The organism is Photobacterium panuliri, from assembly GCF_059920555.1.
The window spans coordinates 1,514,090-1,536,926 of record NZ_CP197193.1 but is presented as its reverse complement, the minus strand read 5'-3'; the positions used below and the strand labels follow the sequence as shown (position 1 = coordinate 1,536,926).

17 protein-coding genes are annotated in these 22,837 nt (G+C 51.0%); 9 read left to right on the top strand and 8 right to left on the bottom strand.

The genetic code is table 11. The annotated features are described in order from the left end of the window. Positions 1-23 precede the first annotated feature (23 nt). The 7 genes from ACSF8X_RS23040 (at position 24) to ACSF8X_RS23010 (ending at position 9,783) form a co-directional block, all read left to right on the top strand. Positions 24-1,958: a TonB-dependent receptor domain-containing protein gene (locus ACSF8X_RS23040; protein WP_500851628.1), complete on the top strand. Its 1,935-nt coding sequence runs from the start codon at positions 24-26 to the stop codon at positions 1,956-1,958. A 170-nt stretch (positions 1,959-2,128) separates the two neighbouring features. Continuing rightward, positions 2,129-4,879: a M16 family metallopeptidase gene (locus ACSF8X_RS23035; RefSeq protein ID WP_500852153.1), complete on the top strand. Its 2,751-nt coding sequence runs from the start codon at positions 2,129-2,131 to the stop codon at positions 4,877-4,879. Positions 4,880-5,528: 649 nt separating this feature from the next. Next, on the top strand, positions 5,529-5,933 hold the full coding sequence (locus ACSF8X_RS23030) for a hypothetical protein (RefSeq protein ID WP_500851627.1): 405 nt from the start codon (positions 5,529-5,531) through the stop codon (positions 5,931-5,933). 40 nt (positions 5,934-5,973) lie between these two features. Continuing rightward, positions 5,974-7,359 (top strand): class II fumarate hydratase, encoded by a 1,386-nt coding sequence (locus tag ACSF8X_RS23025; protein WP_500851626.1) that lies wholly within the window; start codon positions 5,974-5,976, stop codon positions 7,357-7,359. Between the two features lie 155 nt (positions 7,360-7,514). Beyond that, positions 7,515-8,423, top strand: a complete 909-nt coding sequence (gene murQ / locus ACSF8X_RS23020; protein ID WP_500851625.1) for an N-acetylmuramic acid 6-phosphate etherase — start codon at positions 7,515-7,517, stop codon at positions 8,421-8,423. Positions 8,424-8,830: 407 nt separating this feature from the next. After that, positions 8,831-9,199, top strand: coding sequence for a DUF6404 family protein (locus ACSF8X_RS23015; protein ID WP_053062504.1), 369 nt, complete (start codon positions 8,831-8,833; stop codon positions 9,197-9,199). A 77-nt stretch (positions 9,200-9,276) separates the two neighbouring features. Beyond that, positions 9,277-9,783, top strand: coding sequence for a GNAT family N-acetyltransferase (locus ACSF8X_RS23010; protein WP_500851624.1), 507 nt, complete (start codon positions 9,277-9,279; stop codon positions 9,781-9,783). 381 nt (positions 9,784-10,164) lie between these two features. Here the strand turns inward: ACSF8X_RS23010 and ACSF8X_RS23005 are convergent, their stop codons facing one another. Both ACSF8X_RS23005 and ACSF8X_RS23000 read right to left on the bottom strand, forming a co-directional pair. Then, positions 10,165-10,686, bottom strand: a complete 522-nt coding sequence (locus ACSF8X_RS23005) for a ClbS/DfsB family four-helix bundle protein (RefSeq protein WP_047879573.1) — start codon at positions 10,684-10,686, stop codon at positions 10,165-10,167. A 107-nt stretch (positions 10,687-10,793) separates the two neighbouring features. Continuing rightward, positions 10,794-12,314 carry a phospholipase effector Tle1 domain-containing protein gene (locus tag ACSF8X_RS23000; protein WP_500851623.1) on the bottom strand — a complete coding sequence of 507 codons (1,521 nt, stop codon included), beginning with the start codon at positions 12,312-12,314 and terminating at the stop codon, positions 10,794-10,796. Positions 12,315-12,527: 213 nt separating this feature from the next. On the opposite strand from ACSF8X_RS23000, the gene ACSF8X_RS22995 reads away from it, so the two are divergent. After that, positions 12,528-13,274 carry a helix-turn-helix transcriptional regulator gene (locus ACSF8X_RS22995; protein WP_500851622.1) on the top strand — a complete coding sequence of 249 codons (747 nt, stop codon included), beginning with the start codon at positions 12,528-12,530 and terminating at the stop codon, positions 13,272-13,274. Here the strand turns inward: ACSF8X_RS22995 and ACSF8X_RS22990 are convergent. Beyond that, a complete protein-coding gene (locus tag ACSF8X_RS22990; protein WP_500851621.1) occupies positions 13,255-14,589 on the bottom strand; it encodes a hypothetical protein in 1,335 nt (444 codons plus the stop codon). The two genes, ACSF8X_RS22995 and ACSF8X_RS22990, sit on opposite strands and share 20 nt — an antisense overlap. Before the next feature lie 212 nt (positions 14,590-14,801). On the opposite strand from ACSF8X_RS22990, the gene ACSF8X_RS22985 reads away from it, so the two are divergent. Then, positions 14,802-15,647: an enoyl-CoA hydratase/isomerase family protein gene (locus ACSF8X_RS22985; RefSeq protein WP_500851620.1), complete on the top strand. Its 846-nt coding sequence runs from the start codon at positions 14,802-14,804 to the stop codon at positions 15,645-15,647. Between the two features lie 3 nt (positions 15,648-15,650). On the opposite strand, the gene ACSF8X_RS22980 is transcribed toward ACSF8X_RS22985, so the two are convergent. From ACSF8X_RS22980 to cobA, 5 genes are read right to left on the bottom strand one after another with little or no spacing between them, the layout of a single operon-like run. Beyond that, positions 15,651-17,408 carry a bifunctional protein-serine/threonine kinase/phosphatase gene (locus tag ACSF8X_RS22980; protein ID WP_500851619.1) on the bottom strand — a complete coding sequence of 586 codons (1,758 nt, stop codon included), beginning with the start codon at positions 17,406-17,408 and terminating at the stop codon, positions 15,651-15,653. 15 nt (positions 17,409-17,423) lie between these two features. Then, complete coding sequence (locus tag ACSF8X_RS22975; RefSeq protein ID WP_500851618.1) at positions 17,424-18,899, bottom strand: NarK family nitrate/nitrite MFS transporter; 1,476 nt, start codon at positions 18,897-18,899, stop codon at positions 17,424-17,426. A gap of 10 nt (positions 18,900-18,909) precedes the next feature. Then, positions 18,910-19,272, bottom strand: coding sequence for a nitrite reductase small subunit NirD (nirD, locus tag ACSF8X_RS22970; protein WP_047879567.1), 363 nt, complete (start codon positions 19,270-19,272; stop codon positions 18,910-18,912). Beyond that, entirely contained in the window at positions 19,272-21,863 is a 2,592-nt protein-coding gene (gene nirB / locus ACSF8X_RS22965; protein WP_500851617.1) for a nitrite reductase large subunit NirB, read from the bottom strand. The genes nirD and nirB overlap by 1 nt, the downstream gene beginning before the upstream one ends. Before the next feature lie 13 nt (positions 21,864-21,876). After that, complete coding sequence (gene cobA / locus ACSF8X_RS22960) at positions 21,877-22,785, bottom strand: uroporphyrinogen-III C-methyltransferase (protein ID WP_500851616.1); 909 nt, start codon at positions 22,783-22,785, stop codon at positions 21,877-21,879. Between the last annotated feature and the right edge of the window lie 52 nt (positions 22,786-22,837).

Below are 22,837 nucleotides of genomic sequence, written 5' to 3'. Positions count from 1 at the left end.
TCAATTCACAAAGGAACGTGGAAATGTCTAAAAAACCAAGTGCTAACAACATTTCTCTTTATTGCGGAATGCTCGCCGTTAGCCTTATGTCTTCAATTACCGTACAGGCTGGCACAGCAACCGATGAAGTCATGGTTGTCACCGCGAGTCAAACCAAACATCCCGAGCTCACGGCACCAGCCTCAGTCTCTTATATCACCCGAGAAGAACTGGATAAACTCGCGGTCAGTGATGTCGCCGAAGCAGTACGCACACTGCCAGGTATCAACATCAACCCCGGCACAACCTACGGACGCAACGAAATAAAAATCCGTGGTTTGGATTCCGACTACACCCTGCTACTGGTGAACGGCCGCCGGATAAATTCTCGTGATGCCCTGACAAGCGCCTACGGCAACGACTTCGACCTATCCAGCATTCCTATGTCTGCCATCGACCGTATCGAAATTATAAGAGGACCGATGTCGTCACTTTATGGGGCCGATGCCCTTGGCGGGGTCGTCAATGTTATTCTTCGGCAGCCTTCTGACAATACACAGGCAAACATTGGCTATCAGTATGATGGCCCAACAGAGGGTAGCGGTGGCGATACGCATCGCTGGGATCTCTACGCGAGCGGGTCTTTGATCCCTAACACATTGCAAGGCAACTTGATCATTGAACAGAGCCTGCGTGATGCATGGCGCACCGATAAAAGCCTCAATCCAGAGACCGATGTATTAGAAGAGCGCGACAAGTTAAATATCTTCACCACGCTGAAATGGCTCATCACCGATCAGCAAGATATGGATATTGAATTGCTGTACAGCCAAGATGACCGGGATGCGGATTGGAATAACTGGGGGCGAGCTGTCACTAACATTCAAAAACTAGACCGTATCAATGCCGCTTTTATCCACAATGGCTACTGGTCGCAGTTCGATTCACGCTTTCGCTATAGCTATGAAAATGCCGACCTTGAGGATGATTCGGAATTAAACGGGGCGGTAGGCGATATTAGCCAAACCAACCACATTGTCGATGGCCAGCTCTCAGGCTATCTAGGCTCTCACCTCTTAACCGGTGGCGCAGAATACAGCGTGACAGAGCTAGATAATAACCTAACACTCGTCAATGGTAACGTAAGCTACAACCGCTCGGCACTGTATATTCAAGATGAGTTCGAAATCGGCGGATTGGCAATCACCTTGGGAGGACGCTTTGACGACCATGAAATCTATGGTGGTGAATTCAGTCCTCGGATTTATACGGTATACAGCCTAACGGACAACTGGGTGGTCAAAGGGGGGATCGGCAAGGCCTTCAAAGCACCTAGCTTGAACCAATACAGCAAAGACTATGCAGTGCTTGCCTGCCGAGGTGCCTGTACCGTTGTGGGCAATCCTGATCTGAAAGCCGAAACTGCCGTTAGCTATGAGCTAGCCACCAGTTATCAAACCGATTACTGGGGCGGATCACTCACCCTGTTTAACAATGATATCAAAGACATGATCCAAGCCGAACGATGGGATCGCGTCGCAACCGAGCTCTCCTACTTCAATGTCGACGAAGCACAAGTACGCGGCATTGAAACCATGGCATGGGTTGATATCACGGATTCACTCAGCCTGTCAGGTAACTATATGTATACCGATGCAACAGACGAAACCACCAACAAAACATTGACCTTAACCCCCAAGCATACCGCAAACATACAAGTAAGCTGGCAGCCAATTGATACATTGTCTACCTACCTGGCCTACCAATACACAGGCACTCAGTATCTTCGGACAGACAAAAAATCAGCCGCTTACAACACACTGGATCTCGGCGCGCAATACGAGGTAATAAAAAACCTCAAACTTAAACTTGGTATGACCAATCTCACGGACGAAGAGCGTGATGATGTAGCAACAAGTTATGACTACATCATGAAAAGTCGCAGTATCTACGCAGGCATTTCCTACGATTATCAATAATCGCGGCTCACTTTGTCGACCATCATAGTAAGACAGCGATCCGGCCTTTATAGGCCGGAACCGCATACATCAAAGAAGCAACAGCATTAGCTATTGATTTTAAAAGCATAATTGATTCATTATCAACTATATCGCATACTCAATCTTCTTTTGTCCGCATAAAGAGATGTATCATGCGAATTATATTGTTGAGCGCATTGGCTCTCACTGGCTGCTCCCTGACATCCCCCTCCCTCCCCCTTAAGGCCGATCCCAACTGGCACGTCGACCAACTCCCGAACGGAATGAAGTATCATATCTACCCAACGGCCGATCAGGCAGTTTCGGTACGCTTGGTCGTCAATGTCGGTTCGTTTCAGGAAAATCCGTCACAGAAAGGCTATGCCCACTTTATCGAGCATATGGCTTTCAACGGCAGCCAACACTTTTCCGGCAATGATGTTATTAAGATGTTTGAGCAATCTGGGGGGAGTTTCGGTGCAGATATAAACGCATTCACCTCTTACCAGCAAACGACCTATAAACTGGATCTGCCCAACGACGACATGCTGAACCAAGCCCTGACCTGGATGCGTGATATCAGCGATGGTATCAAGTTCGAACCAAGCCAAGTCACTAGCGAGAAGGGTGTGATCATGAGTGAATGGCGACGAACAAGGCCAAACGACGCACCTTTCTCCCTCAACGCCTACGAAGCCTCAATCGCGGGCACTCGCTATGCCGACCATGATCCGCTAGGTACGCCAGAATCCATTAAGGGCGCAACGGCTGTAGGTTTGGAAAACTTCTATCAAAAATGGTATCAACCCCAATACGCCGAGCTCATCGTTGCGGGTGACGTCGATGTAGAACAACTTTCCGAAAACATCAAAAAACAATTTGCCAACTGGCAAAACAATAACGAAACCAAACTGGTGAAACACCGCGATCTCGCCGTCAACTCAAGCAATGAAATATTGCCCAGCAGCTCGGTCGAATCCCCCAGCCTGCACTACACCATTGATAGGGGTTTCATCAGCCAGCAAACCCGCCAGCAGCAACACCAAGCCTGGCAAGACACCCTCAGCGCACAACTCATACAACAACGACTTGTTTCTGTCTTGAGAGATAGCGCCATGCCGTTCCAATACAGCTATGCGCAGCCTTTGTTTTCAAACTATAGCCGTCTGTCTACGGCTGGCTTATCGTTCGCGCCAGAACTACGCGAGAAAATGCATGCGCTATTTATCTCAACCCTTACCTCGCTCCGCGATCATGGCGTAACACAAGACGAGTTCGCCACCATTATGGCGGGGTTCGAAAATGACCTGAATAATATCAACAGCGATTGGGATCAGCGCACCCCAATGAATTATGTCGATCATCGTGTCTTCGAATTAGAGCAGAACAGCGTCAGTCAGTCGAAAGAGGATTTTCGCGCCAGCCTCGCTAAATTCATTAAGAACAACACGCTGAAAACTGCAAATAAAAACTTGAAAAGTCTACTGTCTGATCAACCAGCATTTGTTATTGGCATGGGGCCCAACGAAACCAAACAGCAGTTTTCCGACATCTTCACCACGCTAAACCGGGCCTATGCACAAGACGGTGAAAAAATACTGGCCACAACGGCAACATCAGATGGCCTTATCAAGCCGAGTGGGGACGGCCAAATTCTTGATATCCGCAAACACGCCGGTGGCTTTATCGTATTTACCCTGTCTAATGGCATCGACGTTTGGTTTCAACAAGACAAAACAGCCGGAAAACGTATCTTTGCCAGCTATGCCAGCGAAGGGGGCAAAGCCTCGCTGACGCAGTCACTCTACCCTGCAGTAGAGCTTGCCTTTGCAACAGCGATGCGCAGCGGGCTCGGCAAGCTATCGGGCACCGAGCTTGACAGCTACCTACGCCAGCGGAATATCGCGATTTCCCCACTATTAGGCTTAACCCAAAATGGCCTGCATATTGTCAGCGACAAGCAGCACTTTGCCGATGCGCTCGCCGTTCTGTATAACGCCGTCACCGACATCAAGGTTGACCCACGTCAGTTGGAAGCCGCAAAAGACGAATTTATCCAAAATCGGGAGGTATTTCTTCACTCGCCGCTCGGAAAACTAGCGCAATCTGCCAATGCAAAACTCTACACCTCTGACAGCTACCATCGCCTTATCTCAGGATCTGAGGTCGCGAGTGTCACGCCAGAGCAGATCTTAGCCGTGCATAACCAACTGTTTAAACACAATCACGGTATGAAAATGGTGATTGTGGCAGATCTGGAACCACACGAAATCATCCCGTTATTACGCAAGTATGTGGCGTCTATCGAGTTAGAGCAGACTCCAACCACGACGTATTCCCCCCGCTACAAAAAAGATCTTCCCAATCGGCTTGTTCTCGATGAAAGCCAAGAATCCTCTTCCCTGTACCTCATGTACATTGCCAACTTGCAGCCGCAAAAGCGCACAACGAAAGATATTTTTGTCGAAGATCTCCTTTCGCGGATCAGCACGGCACGGATTTTAGCACTGGTGCGCGAAGATGCTGGATTAGATTATCAACCCAACATATACCCAGCCATGAAAGACAGCGAAAACGGTGCAATCTGGTGCATCGAAGCACAATTGGCCCCGACGGATGTGGCCAAGATAGACGCACAGATTGGTAAGCTCACCGATGGTTTGATCCACACTATCACCCAACAGGAAGTCGACACCGCGAGCAAGCAAATACTTGCCGATATAAAAAAGGCAACCAATGATCCCAACATGCGTACTTTGATCTATTCTCGCTACCTTATCCACGGTTATGACATTGACAAGCTCTTGAACATTGATGACACGCTACAAGGTATAGGCCTTCAAGATGTGCAGAGGAAGGCCAAATACACGTTTGGCGAACACAGCAAGCGTACGGTCTTCATCTTGAATCCCAAGGCCTAACGGAAACCACCCAAAACCGCCTTGTTATCAAGGCGGTTTAATTTACGCAAAACATGTACTGCAAACATCAATAAGCCGTACAAGCGCACACATTTCACAAATCATTCCCATCAGGGATTTAATAAATTACGAACCCTGACGCATATCAATTTTTTACCATTGAACTTCTGGTTAATTTATAGACAAATCAAGTGCGCTCAGGAGGACAGTTATGCGAGTACCTATTCGTTGCCCGGAATGCAGCAACACCGATGGACTCACAAGAGTAAGACGGTTATGGCATGAAAAATCTCTCGCCACCGCAGGACAGGAAAAATTGCAATGCCCAGTATGCCAATCGTATTTCATGCGAGGCATAGGCCAGCAAAACTTGCTGTATATCGGCACTTTACATAACAGCAGAAAAAAAGAGCCTGAATTTGAGCTGTGATCCCATTTTAACGCCCTAATACCGCCATTTTTCCATCAAGACATAACACAAAAAGGCAAGGTAGTACCTTGCCTTATTCTCCTCAGCCTTGCTTTCCTTCGCTTAATTCCTGTGTTCTTGCCTGTTGTACCCATCCTCCTTTCTGCACATAAATGATAATCAATGATTGCTAACTCTTGCTTCATTTGATAATAATTATCATTAACAACCAAGGCAACAATGGCAAAGAAGACGATGACCAGCCCGGATAACACAGCGCTTTACAATAGCTACTTCAAAGCAAAAGACCGTTTCCTGGCATACCGAGGCCCTAGCATCGGCTTCGAACCGGATATCATCTACGATTTCATCCACAGCGGCATCAATCTCGCCTCCAGCCATGAGCAGGAGGCCGAACATGAAAATTGGCTCTTATGCGAACTATTTTTGCGTCAGGTCTACTTCGCCCTACTGGACGCAATCGAAGACCCAACCCGCAGCATGATCTTCCGCCGAGTCAGCCTTGATAGCATCTATACCCCTCTGATCTACCTCAAGCGCTTCTACGATCAATTTGACTATGGCGCGCAGCACTTCGCTTCGCTACAGCAGCAGTTGCAGCGCGTTCAGACCCCGCTGGGATAGATAGACAGACCAATAACAAACGAGAACAAAAGGAACGGCCATGACAACAACATTTCGCATCGAGACGGACAGCATGGGTGACGTACACGTACCTGAGCAGGCACTGTACCAAGCCCAGACCCAACGTGCCGTCGACAACTTCCAATTCAGCCACCACTCGATGCCAATCGCATTCATTCAAGCACTGGGCTACATCAAACAGGCTGCCGCCCTGACCAACGCCCAGCTGGGCCTGCTAGAAGGAGACATAGCCGCAGCCATTGTCGATGCCGCCCAACAGGTCATCGACGGACAGCACAACGACCAGTTCCCCATCGATGTCTTCCAAACGGGTTCAGGCACCAGCTCGAATATGAACGCCAATGAAGTGATTGCGACTTTGGCCAGCCGACAGCTCGGCAATATCGTCAGCCCCAACGACCATGTCAATATGGGCCAGAGCAGCAATGATGTGATCCCCACCGCTATTCAGGTCAGTGCGGCCATTGCTGTTGAAAAGCAATTACTACCGGCATTGCACCACCTGAGCCAACGTCTTACCAGCAAAAGGGAAAATATTGGCAACATAGTAAAAACTGGCCGGACCCATCTGATGGATGCCATGCCCGTCACATTCGGGCAGGAGCTCAGCGGATGGCAATATCAAATCGACCATGCCTGCCAAGGCATCGAGCACAGCCTTCATGCCATCAAGGCACTTGCCCAAGGAGGTACAACCGTGGGAACCGGGATCAATGCAGATCCCCGTTTTGCGACTGCATTTGCCGACAACTTGTCACAAGCTACCCACATCCACTTCGGCAGCAGCGAAAACTTCTTCTTCAGCCTTAGCAGCCAAGATGCTGTCGTCTCGCTGTCTGGGCAGCTCAAAACAGCCGCCGTGGCAATCATGAAAATCAGCAATGACCTGCGCTGGATGAATTCAGGCCCACTTGCCGGCCTTGGCGAAATCGAATTGCAGGGGCTGCAACCGGGCTCGTCAATCATGCCGGGCAAGGTCAATCCGGTGATCCCAGAGGCAGCCGCAATGGCCGCCGCCCAAGTGATCGGCAACGACACCACCATTACAATTGCTGGCCAGTCTGGAAATTTCCAACTCAACGTGATGCTTCCTGTTATTGCCCACAATCTGCTGGAAAGCATTAGCCTGCTTGCCAACAGCGCAACCGCGCTGGCCGACAAGGCCATTGCCACTTTTACGGTTCGTGAGGATACGCTCGATATTGCACTGGCGAAAAACCCGATTCTGGTCACCGCGCTCAACCCGGTCATTGGTTACCTAAAGGCAGCTGAAATCGCCAAAAAAGCGTACAAAGAAAACCGGGCAATCATCGATGTCGCCGAGGAAGAAACGGATCTAGATCGGGCAACACTCGCCCGCCTGCTTGACCCTGCCAACCTTACCCGAGGGGGGCTTGCCGAATAGGCATCAGCCCACCAGCCACCCTATTCCCGGGCATAAACGGCCCGGGGATATCCATACCCCATATCTATCCCCCCATATCTATCCACCCATATCCATCCCCACCTTGTTGTATTATCCTAAGGCATCTCCCACGACTCATAGACAGATACCCACGCATGATTGATTTAACCACGCTGGTGACGGAAAGCCGTAACGAGGCCAGCCGGGATATCGATACCCTAACAACCCTCGACATGCTCAAGGTCATCAACAGCGAAGATCAAAAAGTTGCCCTTGCCGTTGAGGCTGTATTGCCCGCCATCGCCCAAGCCGTAGATGCCATCGCCCATGCCTTTCGCAACAATGGCCGCCTGATCTATGTCGGTGCGGGCACATCTGGCAGACTCGGCATCCTCGATGCCAGTGAGTGTCCGCCTACTTATGGTACTAACCCAAATCTTGTTGTCGGGCTCATCGCAGGTGGCCATCCGGCCATATTAAAAGCTGTCGAAAACGCCGAGGACAACTACCAACTCGGACAGGACGACCTCAAAACTATCGATTTCAGCAACCGTGATGTACTGGTTGGCATCGCCGCCAGCGGCCGCACCCCTTATGTTTTGGGGGCAATGGCCTATGCGGCCCAGCAAGGCGCTGTCGTGGCGAGTATCAGCTGCAACCCACATAGTGCCATGACAGAGCAGGCCGCAATTGCCATCACCCCAGTGGTCGGCCCGGAAGTCGTCACCGGTTCGTCACGAATGAAGGCGGGGACCGCGCAAAAGCTAATACTGAACATGCTAACCACCGGGGCGATGATCAAAACCGGCAAAGTCTACGGCAACTTGATGGTGGACGTTGAGGCAACCAACGCCAAATTGGTCGAAAGGCAAAAACGCATCGTAATGGAAGCGACCGGCTGCGACCGAGCCTGCGCCGAGCAAGCCCTTAACCAATGTGGCAACCACTGCAAAACAGCGATTGTCATGATCCTCACTGGCAGCGATGCCACGACGGCGGAAAACCTGCTCAACCAAAACCACGGCTTTACCCGGCAGGCCATCGAGACACCTCGCTCCCGATAACCTAACGCCTCCCCATAGGCTGATGCCACCTGGCCTCAGCCTTGTTTCAACACCCTCCCAAAACCTCAATCCTACTCATATCCCTTTTGCGACCCCGGTAACAGAAATCCTCTCCAAACAGTTTGAAAATACGCTTTAAAACAATAATATAAATCCATCAAAAGCAAGGATTCGCTTATCTCAACACAAGCAGACACCCGCTTGCCATACATAAGCGCGTTTTACATCGAGTGAATGAAGACATACTCAATCAATGTCTTAATCCATCACGATAAAATCTTCAATTTGTCAGAAAACAACGAGCGGTTACATTAGCCACTCCCAGCCCAGAATGGCCATCGGCCCCGGGGCAGTCCAAGCAATAGATCGGCAATTTGATACAGCAATATTCAACAAGCAGGGCGGTTATGACGAAACAAGAGAAAATCCAACTCGCCATTGACGAGGCGACCAAAGCAGGACTGAAACCTTACAGTGACAGTTTTTTCCGTCATACTCTTTTGCGCAAGCTGGGAATCGAGCTGCCGCCCACCCACTACTGCAGCTTTGCAACCAATGTGCTGTGCAACTTCATTACCTTCACGCCTATCTACGCTCTGTTCATGTGGTTTTTCGCTTGGCAGGATATGCCCGAGATTACCCAGACAATGAGATTGGCCAACGCGGCTCAAACAGGCTTGCTCTACGGCCTGCTCATGGCTGCGTATGTCAAATTCATCGCCAAGCAGAAGAAGCTGACGCCTTGGGCTGAACTAACCACCAAAAGCCGCCGCTAACTGATTTCGATTTCCGTCAGCACGAAACCGTGCTAATACTGAGGCACACAAAAAATTGAGTGCCTCAGGGAGGAAACATGCGCATTCGAGCTGTCGCGCTAAACGATGCAGATCAGATCACCGACATCTACAACCACTATATCCGCGATACCGTTATTACCTTCGAAGAAACGCCAATCACTGACGCGGAAATAGCGGCCAGAATCCAAAAAGTCACCGACGCCGCACTGCCTTGGCTGGTCGCCGAACACAATGGCGAGATCCTCGGCTACGCCTATGCCGCCCCTTACCACGTCCGCAGCGCCTTCCGCTTTACCGTCGAGCCATCCGTCTACCTTGCACCGAATGCCACCGGCCGTGGTATTGGCAAACGGCTCTACCAAGCACTGATTGAACAACTCGCCCAAACCACTATCAAAAATATTATCGGGGTAATCGCCCTGCCCAACGTGCCAAGTGTCGCTTTGCACGAACGGCTGGGGTTTAGAAAAGTCGGGGAGTTTGCCGATGTCGGCTTCAAATTCGGCCAGTGGATCTCGGTAGGTTATTGGCAGTATTCATTTCCAGAAGAAAAAACGGCATAACATGGTTGCCCAGTATATAGGCAACAGACAAGCCATCGGCAATACCTATCAATTCTATAGGGCCTAACAATTTCACTTGCTCGCTACGGCGGGATAATCTAACTACATGATCAATAACACCCCTGCATATCAAGGAGCCAACATGTCGAGTCTTATTCTTGCCAGCCAAACAGGCAACCCAAGTGACAATGACTGTTTGCTATCCCTTGTCAGCAGCACGGTGTTAACCACTGTATTGTTGTTGGTATTGTTCTAAGTAAACGGGTAAGCATTGGGTCCTCACGACCTCTTTAACCAGTCATTCACAGCCAGTCTCTCGCAGTGGCCTGCGTTGGGACAATGGGAGAAAAACTTCCATCTGTGCCTATGACTGGTCTTTTTTTATCCGAGCTTAACAACTTGCTGCTTGTTGAAACGCCGAACTTTGGTACGAATCGTTTTCATCGGCGATGAAGTATTGAATTGAATCATCCGGCCGAGTGTCCATTTCCCATACCAAGGGCTACCGTAAAGGGCGTTATCGTCAAGCGCCGATATTAGCTGCAAGATCTCAGCAGTAGTCTGCTCAAACGCATCAAGAAGGGCCGAATAATCCCAATGCTCATATTGCTGATGAAAATGTGCAGCCAATGACCCCAACTGATTCCACTTATATCCGGTTTCGGGGAAATCGACCGGTAAACCCTGCGATTGACGGTGATGCCACTTCAGTACCAATTGCCCCCAACCTATAAGATAGGCCAGCGTATCGCACACACTGATTTGGGTTCCTTTGGTATTGCCTTCCAATGCTTTTTCCCGTGCCAGTGAAACCGGTATCGACTGGTAATCACACAACAGCTTGGCAAATGCTGTTTCTATTGCACTCTCCAATTCAGCCTTATTGCTGGGTATCGATGACATCTTTCGTTCCTATCCCTCGACTATCTTGCTACACAAAGCAAGCCATTCCATTCCGCCTTTTTATGGCAACAAGCGCCTCAGACTTATTCTGAAGCGCCCTTTTTCTGTTACTTAATACGCGTTACCTTGCAACGGATCCGGCCCCGGTTATTCCCATAAAAGCGTTCAAGATCATTGGCAAACGGACAAAACTCCCCGGAAAAACGCGGCGAGAAAGTCGATTCCCTACCAATTCGAAACACCTCTTTGTCCTCACTACCGATAGAAGCACAGAGCTCAAACCAGTTTGCCTCCGCAACGCGACGGAAGGGCTCCACCGTGGCAATAGCCAGCTCTTTGAGCCCTAATGTCACACCAGCCCGGTCCCAACCAACCGCACTGCATTCAATACCGGCATCCCACCATACTTCTTCCCCTTCAACCGCAAAGGTATAGATAGCCCCGGCCTGGAGCCAAAGTCCTGTACGGTTATATTTTTCCGCTGCAAATACCGCAACCACCTTGCTTTCATTCACCTCAAGGGTCGACAGATTTTGCTGGGGAAGCTCGACATGAGCTCGAATACCCGTGCAGGGTATCAGCTCACCATCTTGATGCAACAAGGCATGGGTGACTCCTTTTAGCGACTCGGGACGATAATCAGAATCACGGTAAATTCGTTCGGCCACCGACCAGTGCACCAAAGGCTTGGCCCCTTCCACCACGCGGTCATTGCTTATCACACAACACAGGCGATCGCACAGTGTTGCCCAAGCTATGGGCCACCAGCGCATCTGCTCATGGCTGACACCTAGTGGATTGGGATTGATAATCACATCATCTTCACCGATATGGTAGTCAACCCCGTGAGGCAGCAATGCGCCGTAATCAATGTCTTGGATATTGCCCAGCGCACACCCTATTTCCAAATCATCAATCCAATTCAGGGCATAACGTAACGCAAGATCAGACAACCCGTCTTGATAATAACCGCCACCAACATCGGCATGCGCACCGGGGAACCACACTTCGGTCACCTTGCCTTCCGCGTTCATCAACGTCGGCTGGAATGCCCGCCGCTTCTCATCAAGCGACACCAGATGCAGCGCCTTTACGACATTAACGGGCAAGGTATGGTTTTCGAATACCACTTCCGAACAGGGGCGATCTGATTTTCGCAAGTTAGGCCGATTAATCGAGGCCACCGTGTCAAACACTGCTTCGTAGATACACGGCTGGGAAACCTGATCACTGATCAATTTGGCAAAACGTCTTGCCAAGGCTGCACCACGGCTAAAACCCGTCACCAACAGAATATCTCGGTGTTGATCAAACCCGGACTTGTGCCATTCACTTATTGCACGATTCAATATATGCCTGACATCACTCCCCTCAGGAGAAAATACTGCATTAATCGCCTGTTGGAGCCTCGTGCCGTAAGTACCGATACCGGCATAGTAATAACATTTTTGACTGTCATTCCACCCTTTACCTTGCTCGGCCAAAGAACCACCGCACAATAAATGGAATTTCAGGATGTTGGTAATGCTATCGTCTTCAATTTGCCCTTGGGGACAAACTGTCTGCACGGCATCTTCGGGGGAGTTGCACGTACCATCAAAATTGAAAATATATAACTTAACCATCATTGACTCCTGTCTATTATGGTTCTGACGGATGCAATACCTCTTTATTTGCACATAAGAAAAAGAAAGATACTCGTTTTAATCCAATTACCCTGCTTGCTCGCACTTCTGGCTGCAAAACAATACTTATCCGTGATGTCTCACACAAAAATGACCACTTTCCCACGCCATTTCCTGTTTCGCTATAGGGTTAAGATAAACGGAGAGGAAATGCCTATGACACTAGCAATTGATGCCAAAGACCCAACCTTGTACCGTCCGGTGCCACAACAGATTGAAGATCTACTGAACAATACTCTGGCCAATATCGGCATTGAACATGTTGTCTTCTCGATTCTGGATCCAGCTCAAACACTGCTGCTTGAAGTTGTCAAAGGATTCACTCCGCAACAGATTGAGACCTATCAACAATACCAGCACCATGACATCTACCTAGCAACGTACCTACATCGAAACCTCAAAGGCAACCTGCTCTACCTACAGGAAATCGTCCCGTTAAAACAGATCACTGACGAAATATTCCACGATGTCTTACTGCCTACGATTCAGCTTCGCCATACCTACAGCGGACTGTGCCCCCTTAGCAACAACCATACAATGCTGCTTAGCTGCCACAGTTTTCGCGCTCTCACCGTCGGACACCTCACCCAGCTTGACCGTTTTTGGCAACTGCTCGCCCACTGGTCCAATGCATGGGTCGCTCAAATAACCCTGCAACACGCCTGGCAGCAGTGGGAAGGCGAGCAGCATTCCGCAGAAAACCAACCGCTGACACCGGCTGAAAGCGATGTCTTACAGCTCCTTGTCGGCGGTTTCAGTGGCAGCGAAATTGCCCAGCAGCGCGATGTCTCTAAGGAAACAGTCCGCAGCCAAATCAAACAACTGCTGCGCAAAACCGGCTGCCGCCACCAAAACCAACTGATCAGCCGCTATAGCGGTTACCCTATTCTTCACGCCACATAATACCGGACTCTATCGCCCCTTTATCCAGCTCAACGCTACCGGTATCCGCAAAGCCATACTCTTCGCTGCGCCACCAATCCTTAAAGGCAAACTGCTTGCCGTTGCTATGGGTGATGACCATCAGCACGCTGTCCCCCTCGCCGTCATTGACATAAAGCCGCCCTTCCTTAACCGACCAGAGGCCCATCAAGTCGCCCTCGGCCGTTTCCGCGCGCTGCGGTTCATCATCACGGAAAGTCCAGTACTCGGTTGCATCAAACACGGCAAAATACACACCCCACCGGGTGCCGCGTACCATCTCGTCGGTAAAGTCCCAAACCTGCTCGCCATTTATCTTCCGGCAATGTTCAGCTGCCGCTAGAAAATCGCCATAGGAAACAGGGGGAGAGAGCAAAGCACCGCTGCTGTCGAACATCGAATCACCTTCTCGACAAGCGGCTATTTCATCGGGTGAATTTCCGTTACCGTCCACATCCTCTTCGAGCCATCTGCTGCCGTCTTCGGGAAAGGCATCATAAATGTCCGGATAGGTATCGTTGTCGCTATCAACCGAAATATCTTCGCTACCGCTAAAAACCGGCTCAGACAACTGCATGGCCGACACTTTGTGCTTGATCTTGCCGCCAACAACCGCAATCTTATCGTCAAAAGACGACACGCTCTTATCTTCACTCGCTGCCGCCAGCAGTTCATCGCCCGACTGACTGAGCAACTGGGAAGCGACAATGTTGCGTGCAGCATAAACCACAGGCGATGCCTCCGGCTCACTTCCCTGCTCTAGCGCCCTTGCCACATAGTCACCGTAAACCTGCTCACTAGACAGGCCAACCAGTCGGGCAACATAGTCACGGGCCTCTTCTTCGGTCATCGCCAGATTGCTGGCCGCTGCCTGAACCAAGGTAAGCCGTACCAAGGTGGTTAGCGGCGTGATATCACTCTGCCGAGCCGGGGCAGACAAGATAAAACTGCGTTCTATTGGCTGCTCGGGGGTATCACTATCCACCGTTTTTCCGGCCACCGCCTCGACCATCAGCGGATATTGGCCATAATCAGCGATACCTGTCACATCCAGCACCGCAACCCCGCCCGATATTGTCATGGCACTGGGCTCATGGGCGGGATCGAGCACCCAGTCAGGGGTGATATCCAACCACACCTTTGCATCTTGCAAGTAACCATCAATCGCCTTTACGCGGTACCCCACCACGGTTTCGGCCCCCGTCGGATCACTTTGATGACTATCATCCCCGCCGCACCCCGCCAATAACAGAGCACCGGCCATTGCCAACGCAAGTGAACTTTTATTCCGTCTCATCTCCGCCTCCCCTCGTCATTATCTCGATGCTTACTGCCAACTTAGAAAGGGGGAAAGGAAATATCATCACCCGTTTGGGGGATAACGGGCCAGAAGCAAGCTGTTTATTGATCAACTTCAACAAAGTCACAAATGTTCAGCGACGATCTCGTTAAATCTGACAACGTGTAGTAGGTTATTATTTGAACGGAATTGTTTGACAGGAATAGTCTATGAATGATCTGAGCCTAACAAGTATTGCAGCCAGCTACCTGACAACAACGATTAAAGAGGGCGTACTAACTGTTACCATGAACCGCCCCGATAAATTGAACGGCTGGACGATGGAAATGATGGAGGCCATTCGCGAAGCTTTCGAAAAGGCCAACCACAATGACTCTGTGAAGGTCCTTCTTTTTACCGGTTCGGGTAAATACTATTGCGCAGGGGTCAATTTAAGCGGCACGATTAAATTGATGCCGCCACGAAAACTACGGCAATTAATCGTCAACAACAACCGAACCCTATTCGAAATATTCCTCAACTTTACCAAACCGCTCCTTATTGCGGTTAACGGCCCGGCGATCGGGGCGAGCGTGACATCCTCCACCCTTGCCAATTTTATCATCGCCTCTGAAAATGCCACCTTCTCAACTCCGTTTTCAGCGTTGAGCGTCACCCCCGAAGGCTGCTCCAGCTACCATTTCCCCCGGTTGATTGGCGAAAACAACACCTACCGGATGATGGGGCCGGAAGGCTGGAAACCCAACGCCAAGGAAGCGCTGGATATCGGGTTGGTTCAACAAGTCGTACCGGCAGCCCACTTGCTCAGCGAAGCTGAACGCATTGCCCATGAGTGGGTCGCCAAGGGCGAAACACGCCAGTTCCTCGCAGATAGCCAACTTGCCGATCTCAAAGCCACCAATGCCAAAGAATCCGAAGATCTGGCCGATGCCTTTTTGAGTGCCGGTTTTCTCAAAGGCCAATGTCAGTTTTTATGGCGCAAAAAGAAATATGTCCCATCAACGCTATTTTTCTCGCTGTGGGCACTGCGCCCCTTGTGGTCGTGGGCTATCTAGCCTTTAACCATTTAGGGCTTGGAGAATAACAACAACAAGCAGCGCAAAACTAAGCAGTTTCCAAAACACAATGGGTGATTTTTGTTTTAACGGTAACTGCTTAGCTTGCTTTAACAATGATTCAGAAGGGTAATAGAGAGCGAGAGAAAACTCCGACAGGGCCTGGAAACGTTGCTCACGGTTCTGATGGCAGGCTTTATGCAGTACCAAATCCAGCCAGATCGGCAAATCGGCCCGATACTGCGAGAGTGGCTGATAAGTTATTGCGTTACGAAGGCTATTGCGACGATACCGAACAGACGGCGATTTCATCATATAAGGGTAACGGCCAGATAGCATTTCATAGAGGATCACCGCAATTGAAAACATGTCCGATCCCGTATCCACCTCATCGCCATCCAAATGCTCCGGCGCCATATATTTGATATCACCTACCGGGACAGGCTCATCAATTATCTGTGGCGCATCCATAAAACTCTTGGCCTGCGCAGTACCGAAATCAATAATCACGATATGGCCCTGTCTATCCAGCATGAGATTTTCAGGTTTGAGATCTCGGTGCACAATGCCATGACGCTGCAGCACCCTCACCGCCTTGATGATCTCCCCGCCAATGCGCCTGACCTGTTCTAACTCAGGGCATGGGTTGTCGTTCATCCACTGCCTAAGCGTGATCCCGTCAACCCAATCGCACACATGGTACAGAAACGACGAGGAATGAGAAAACGGATGGATTTTCATCAGCCTAGGGTGAGTCAGCTGTTCCCCCACCCACCCCTCGCGCACAAACCCCTGTAGGTAATGGTAATCTTCCGCAAAATTCAGCGACGGTACTTTCAGCACATACTGTCGCTCGTCAAATGCACTCTCCGCCAGATACACATGGCTCCGAGGCCCGCTATAAAGAACTCGGACAATTTCATATTGATCAAGCCGGTTACCGACCTCCAATACCGGCGGAATAATCCGGCGAACCAACTCACCAACCATTTCATCCAGCCCCATTTCAGGCAGGGCGTCCACCTCAACGACAAGGCAGGTGGCATTGTCCTGACTTCCCCGAGCCAAAGCGAGCTCAACAAGACTGCGCGCCTGCTGCTCCAACGTCGATGACGGTAATAGCAATTGCTTTTCCTGCGCGGTTGTATTGACCCACTCATGAACCCCGTCGGTAGTCAGGATCAACCGGTCCCCTGTTTCTATCCGTAACTGCTGGTAGTCCACCTCGACATGGCTATCCATCCCCAATGCTCGGGTCAAAAAATACTGCGCTCCCAACTGGCGGCGACGGTGATCCTGAGTAAGTGACACCAGCTTTCCCTTGCGATAAAGCGATACCCGGCTGTCACCCACGTGCATGATATGGGCCGTATTAGACTTAATCACCACGGCACAGAAGGTAGTTACCATCCCATTATGTGCCACCTCACCTTGGCGATCATGATGGTAAAACCACTGGTTCAGCGCGCTTAGCACCTTACTGGCCGACTGCCTGACTCCCCACGTTGGCGGCGTCGCATAATATTCATCAATGAACTGAGTCACCGCTGTATGGCTGGCCTGCTGCCCGTACTTGCTACAGCTCACGCCATCGGCGATACAGGCCACAACACCTTTATGGGCGCAGTCACTCTGATTGCGAGGCAGCTTAACCGCAAAGGCATCCTGATTGGCGGGTCGGTGCCCGGCGCTGGAATAGCCACCGACCCGTAATTTCAGCAAATAGCGGCTGTTTGCCAATACCTCATCCATCATCGCCATTGGCCGCCTATCTCGTTAATTCTTCGCCACGTCGATCATAGTAATGCTGCCATCATCATTGACCTCGGCGATCTGGCCCTTGGGCTCCTCCATCACCAACAATGTGACAAAGCCGATAACCGCCGTACCGGCAATCACGTAAAAGAAGGTACTGTAATCGACCATCGACAAGATAGTGAGGTAACACACAGCCCCAACATTGCCATAAGCCCCTGTCATTCCGGCAATTTGCCCGGTCATACGGCGCTTAATCAAAGGTACGGTGGCAAATACCGCCCCTTCCCCCGACTGGACGAAGAACGAACAGACCATGGCTGCCGCAACAGCGAGCCATACCGGCCACTGGCTATTGACCTGCCCCATCAAGAAGTAACCGACCGCCAGTCCAGCCGTTAATATTAACAGTGTGGATTTACGGCCAAATTTATCCGATAGCCACCCTCCGCCGGGGCGCGACATCAAGTTCATAAAGGCATAGGCGGACGCCACCATCCCGGCGACTACAGGAGTCAGCTCAAATGTCTCTGAAAAAAAGAGCGGCAACATGGATACGACAGCAAGCTCCGAGCCAAACGTTGCAAAATACAAGACATTCAACACCGCGACCTGCTTAAACTGATAACGATGAATTTTCGGAACCGGGCGAGAGAAAACACCTTTGTTTATCTTCCAAACCTGAGAGACCTCATAAAGATAAAGCCCGAACAGCAGCGTATAAAAGCCAAATACTACCGAATCCTGAAACAACCCGATCCCCGCCCCAGATAGCTTCCATACCAGTAAGGCCATTGCGCCGTACATGGGGATCTTCATCAATAACAATAAGAAGAAATCGCCTTTTGAGGTGACTTCCATCGCCCCGAGATTCTGCGGTTTAAAATAAGTCGATCCTTTCGGGGTATCGGTAACATTACGGTAAAACACCCACGAAAAGGCCATGCTAATGATCCCAGTGAGAGCCATGGCATAGCGCCAGCCATCTTCCCCGCCAAACAAAACGGCAACCGTCGGCAATGAAAAAGCCGCAGCCGCAGAGCCGAAATTGCCCCAGCCACCATAAATACCTTCCGCCGTACCCAGTTCATTATGGGGAAACCACTCGGAGACAAGACGAATACCGACCACAAAACCCGCCCCGATTAACCCCAGAGCAAAACGGGCAATGGCCGCCTGGACAAAATTATCCGCCAGTGCAAAGGCAAAACAGGGAATGGAACAGAGCAGCAACAGAGCGGAATACACCAAGCGCGGCCCATATTTATCGGTCAGCATCCCGATAATAATCCTCGCCGGAATCGTAAAGGCGACATTGAGAATAAGCAGAGTCTTGATTTCGGCCGTGGTTAATCCCAATGACTCCTTCACCGCTTGCAGTAACGGCGCGAAGTTAAACCACACCATGAAAGTAATAAAAAACGCCATCCAGCTAAGATGAAGAATTTTCATCTTGCCGCTAAACGAGAGAAGATTGAATTTTTCTTGTCCTGACATCCGCTTTTCCTTATTTCGCTTCTACATCAAATGCAATCTGAATTTCACCCTGATGACACCGTACAGGGTACGTTTGCAGGCACACATCCGGCTGCTCCAAACATTGACCTGTTTGCAGGTTGAAATGCTGTTTATACAGAGGTGATGCAACCACCCTCTCGTCACCGATAGAGCCTATAATCCCCCGCGATATCACATTGGCACCGCCAATAGGGTCATAATTGCCCACGGCATAGAGCGTGTCTGTTCGGGCACAGAAAAACACCGCGACCTGCTGCTGTGCGACTAATACGCAGATCCCGGTATGGCCAATCAGATCTTCTTTCTGGCACACCGTCTGCCACTGGTTTGGATCCGGATATAAAGCTCTCATCACCGCCCCTCCCCGGTAACATCTACAATATCAATATGCCGTTCAGACGCAGACAACGGACGTCGCTGGCCGCGCTCTATAACATAGGCTAATTTGTCATCCCCTTGATCGCTGTTCAGAAAATGTCTGAAACGTCTGAGTTTCTCCGGCGATTCCAAGGTTGTTTTCCATTCACATTGATAGCGGCCTAATGTCTCGGCCATATCCGCTTCCAGCTCGGCGGCAATCCCTAACGTGTCATCAATCACGACCTGTTTGAGGTATCCCAGCCCTCCCTCCAAGTTTTCCAGCCACACCGAGGTACGCTGCAAACGATCGGCAGTACGGATATAAAACATCAACAACCGATCCACATAGGCGATCAGCGTCGGGCCATCCAGATCCGAGGCAAACAAATCGGCATGGCGCGGACGCATCCCCCCATTGCCACACACGTACAGATTCCAACCGTTCTCGGTGGCTATTACCCCGATGTCTTTCGACTGGGCTTCCGCACATTCCCGAGTGCAGCCCGATACGGCAAATTTCAACTTATGTGGCGCACGCAGCCCCTTGTAGCGATTTTCCAAATCAATCGCGAACCCGACGCTGTCTTTTACGCCATAGCGGCACCACGTACTGCCGACGCACGACTTCACCGTACGCACCGACTTGCCATAGGCATGGCCGGTTTCAAACCCCGCCGCCACCAGCCGCTGCCAGATCTGCGGCAGCTGGTGCAACTGGGCCCCGAACAAATCCACCCGCTGGCCACCGGTGATCTTGGTGTACAGATCAAACTGCTTGGCCACCTCACCCAGCACAATCAACTTATCCGGGGTTATCTCTCCACCGGGAATACGAGGGACAACCGAATACGTCCCGTCTTTTTGCATGTTGCCAAGATAAATATCATTGGTGTCCTGCAGTTCCATGTGCCGGTCTTCCAGCACATAATCGTTCCAAAACGATGCCAGTATCGAACCAACCGCAGGCTTGCACACATCGCAGCCCAAACCGTTGCCATGGCTGGAAATCAAATCATCGAATGTCTTGATCCGCTTTATTCGCACAATATCGGCCAGCTCTCGGCGGGAAAAAGCAAAATGCTCGCACAAATGATCGTTCACCTCTGCCCCCAAAGCGACAAGCTCGGCATCCATCACCTGCTTTGCCAGCGCCGCACAACCGCCACAGCCGGTCGACGCCTTGGTGGCCGATTTCAATGCCGCCATATCCGAACATCCTGCCGCTACCGCTTGCCGAATATCGCCCTTGGTGACGTCATAGCACGAACAAATTGGCGCGGTATCAGGCAGTGCATCAATACCCGTACCCGCATCATTGCGACTCTCTATATCACTGGCTAACTGGGGTAAAATCAAAACGGCAGGGTTATCAGGTAAAGGCAAATCGTTGAGCTTGGTCTGTAATAATGTACTGTAACTTTCGACATCACCGACCAGTACCGCCCCCACCACCTTGTCGCCATCCGGTGAGAGGATCAGCCGTTTGTAGACTTGCTCAATACCATCGCTGTAGGTATAGGACTGCGCATTATCATCGCCACCGTTCACATCACCGATACTGGCAACATCCACCCCAAGCAGCTTGAGCTTGGTGCTCATGTCGGCTCCGCTAAACCTCCGGAGCGATTCAGGCTCAACCGGGGCTTGAGACGTTTTGGCAAGCGCAAGATTACTGGCCACGACTTTCGCCATCTGATAACCGGGGGCAACCAAACCAAAAATCCTCTCCTGCCATAAGGCGCACTCACCAATGGCATAGATATCAGGGGTACTGGTTTGGCAAAAATCATCAATCACGATGCCGCCACGGGGGCCGACCTCAATGCCGCTTTGACGAGCCAGCGAATCTTGCGGCCTGATCCCGGCAGAAAAGATAATCATGTCGGTCTCAAGAAACGCCCCATCAGAAAAATTCATCCGATAACGGCAATGCTCACCAGCCACTATCTCTGTGGTCGCTTTGCCGGTATGTACATGAACCCCCAACGCTTCTATTTTCTGCCGGAGCAACTCCCCGCCGCCGCTATCGAGTTGTACCGCCATCAACTGGGGGGCAAACTCCACCACATGCGTCGCCAGCCCCATCGATTTAAGCGCATTCGCCGCTTCCAATCCCAACAACCCCCCACCGACCACAACCCCGACGTCGCTTTCGCTCCCGGATGCCTCAATCGCTTCAAGATCCTCGATAGTGCGGTACACATGGCAATATTGCTGGTCGTTACCGGGGATAGGCGGAACAAAGGGAAAAGAGCCCGTGGCCAGAACCAGCGTGTCATAGCCCTCTTGTAACCCTGAGGCTGTAACCACCCTTTTATGCCGATGGTCGATGTCAGTCACCGCCTCCCCCAACACATAACGGATCCCCTGCTGCTGGTAGCGCTGCTCGTCTGTTAACGCTAACTCACCGGCTGTTTTGCCGCTGAAGTAATGGCTGAGCTGAACCCGGTCATACGCGAGTCTCGGCTCTTCACTGAACGTTATAATTTCAAACTCACTAGCCCCCTCTTGGGCCAGCATGTCTTCGATAAACTTGTGGCCCACCATGCCATTGCCGACCACAACGATTCGCTGTTTTTTCATGCTCCCCTCCTCGTTACGCTGGCAGGTACTCTTGTGTTTCGGCCATTGACACCACCCATTGCAGCTGCTCTGATAACGCCACAACCTCGCCAATCACAATAAGAGCGGGAGCCCCAACCTGATTACCGCTCACCAAGCTCGCTAAATTAACCAATGTCCCGGTGAAGGTGCGCTGCTTCGGGCAACAACCATTTTCAATCACCGCCACCGGCATCTCTGCCTTTGCCCCCGCAGCAAGCAACTGCTGGGCAATCTCATCGGCCTTGCTCACCCCCATATAGAACACCAGCGTATGGGATAACTGCACCAGAGCCAGCCAATTGATAGGCGAATCTTTTTCGGTATGGGCCGTCACAAACGTGCACCCTTGTGACACGCCACGATGGGTCATGGGGATACCGGCATAGGCACCACATCCCGTGGCCGCAGTGATCCCGGGAATCAGCGAGACGGGGATCCCAAACTTTTTCAGAACCAGTATTTCCTCGCTACCCCGACCAAAAATGAACGCATCCCCGCCTTTTAGCCGACATACCCTCTTGCCTTGGAGCGCCAATTTGACCAGCAAGCGATTAATCTCATCCTGACTCAAACTGTGCTGCCCTTTGGCTTTGCCCACGTAAACTAATTCTGCCTGCGCCGGAAATCGCTCTCGGATAGCCTCGCTAACCAGCTTGTCATAGACAATCACCTCGGCCAGCTCGATAGACTGCAGCGCCTTAAGCGTTAACAACATAGGATCACCGGGTCCGGCCCCTACCAAATCAACGCAACCTCGCTTCATCGCCAGCGTACGCACGTCTGCACTAGCCTCATAAGCCTCCAGCGCTTCATCAAAGGCAACACCACACCCAAGAAGCTCCTGCTCTTCAATTTCCTGATGTATTCGCGCTTCATCAACTAGCGTTCCATTGTGCGTCATGGCTTCCCCTTGCTACTGTCCGTGTTAACCCACTTACTGACCGGTTAGTCAT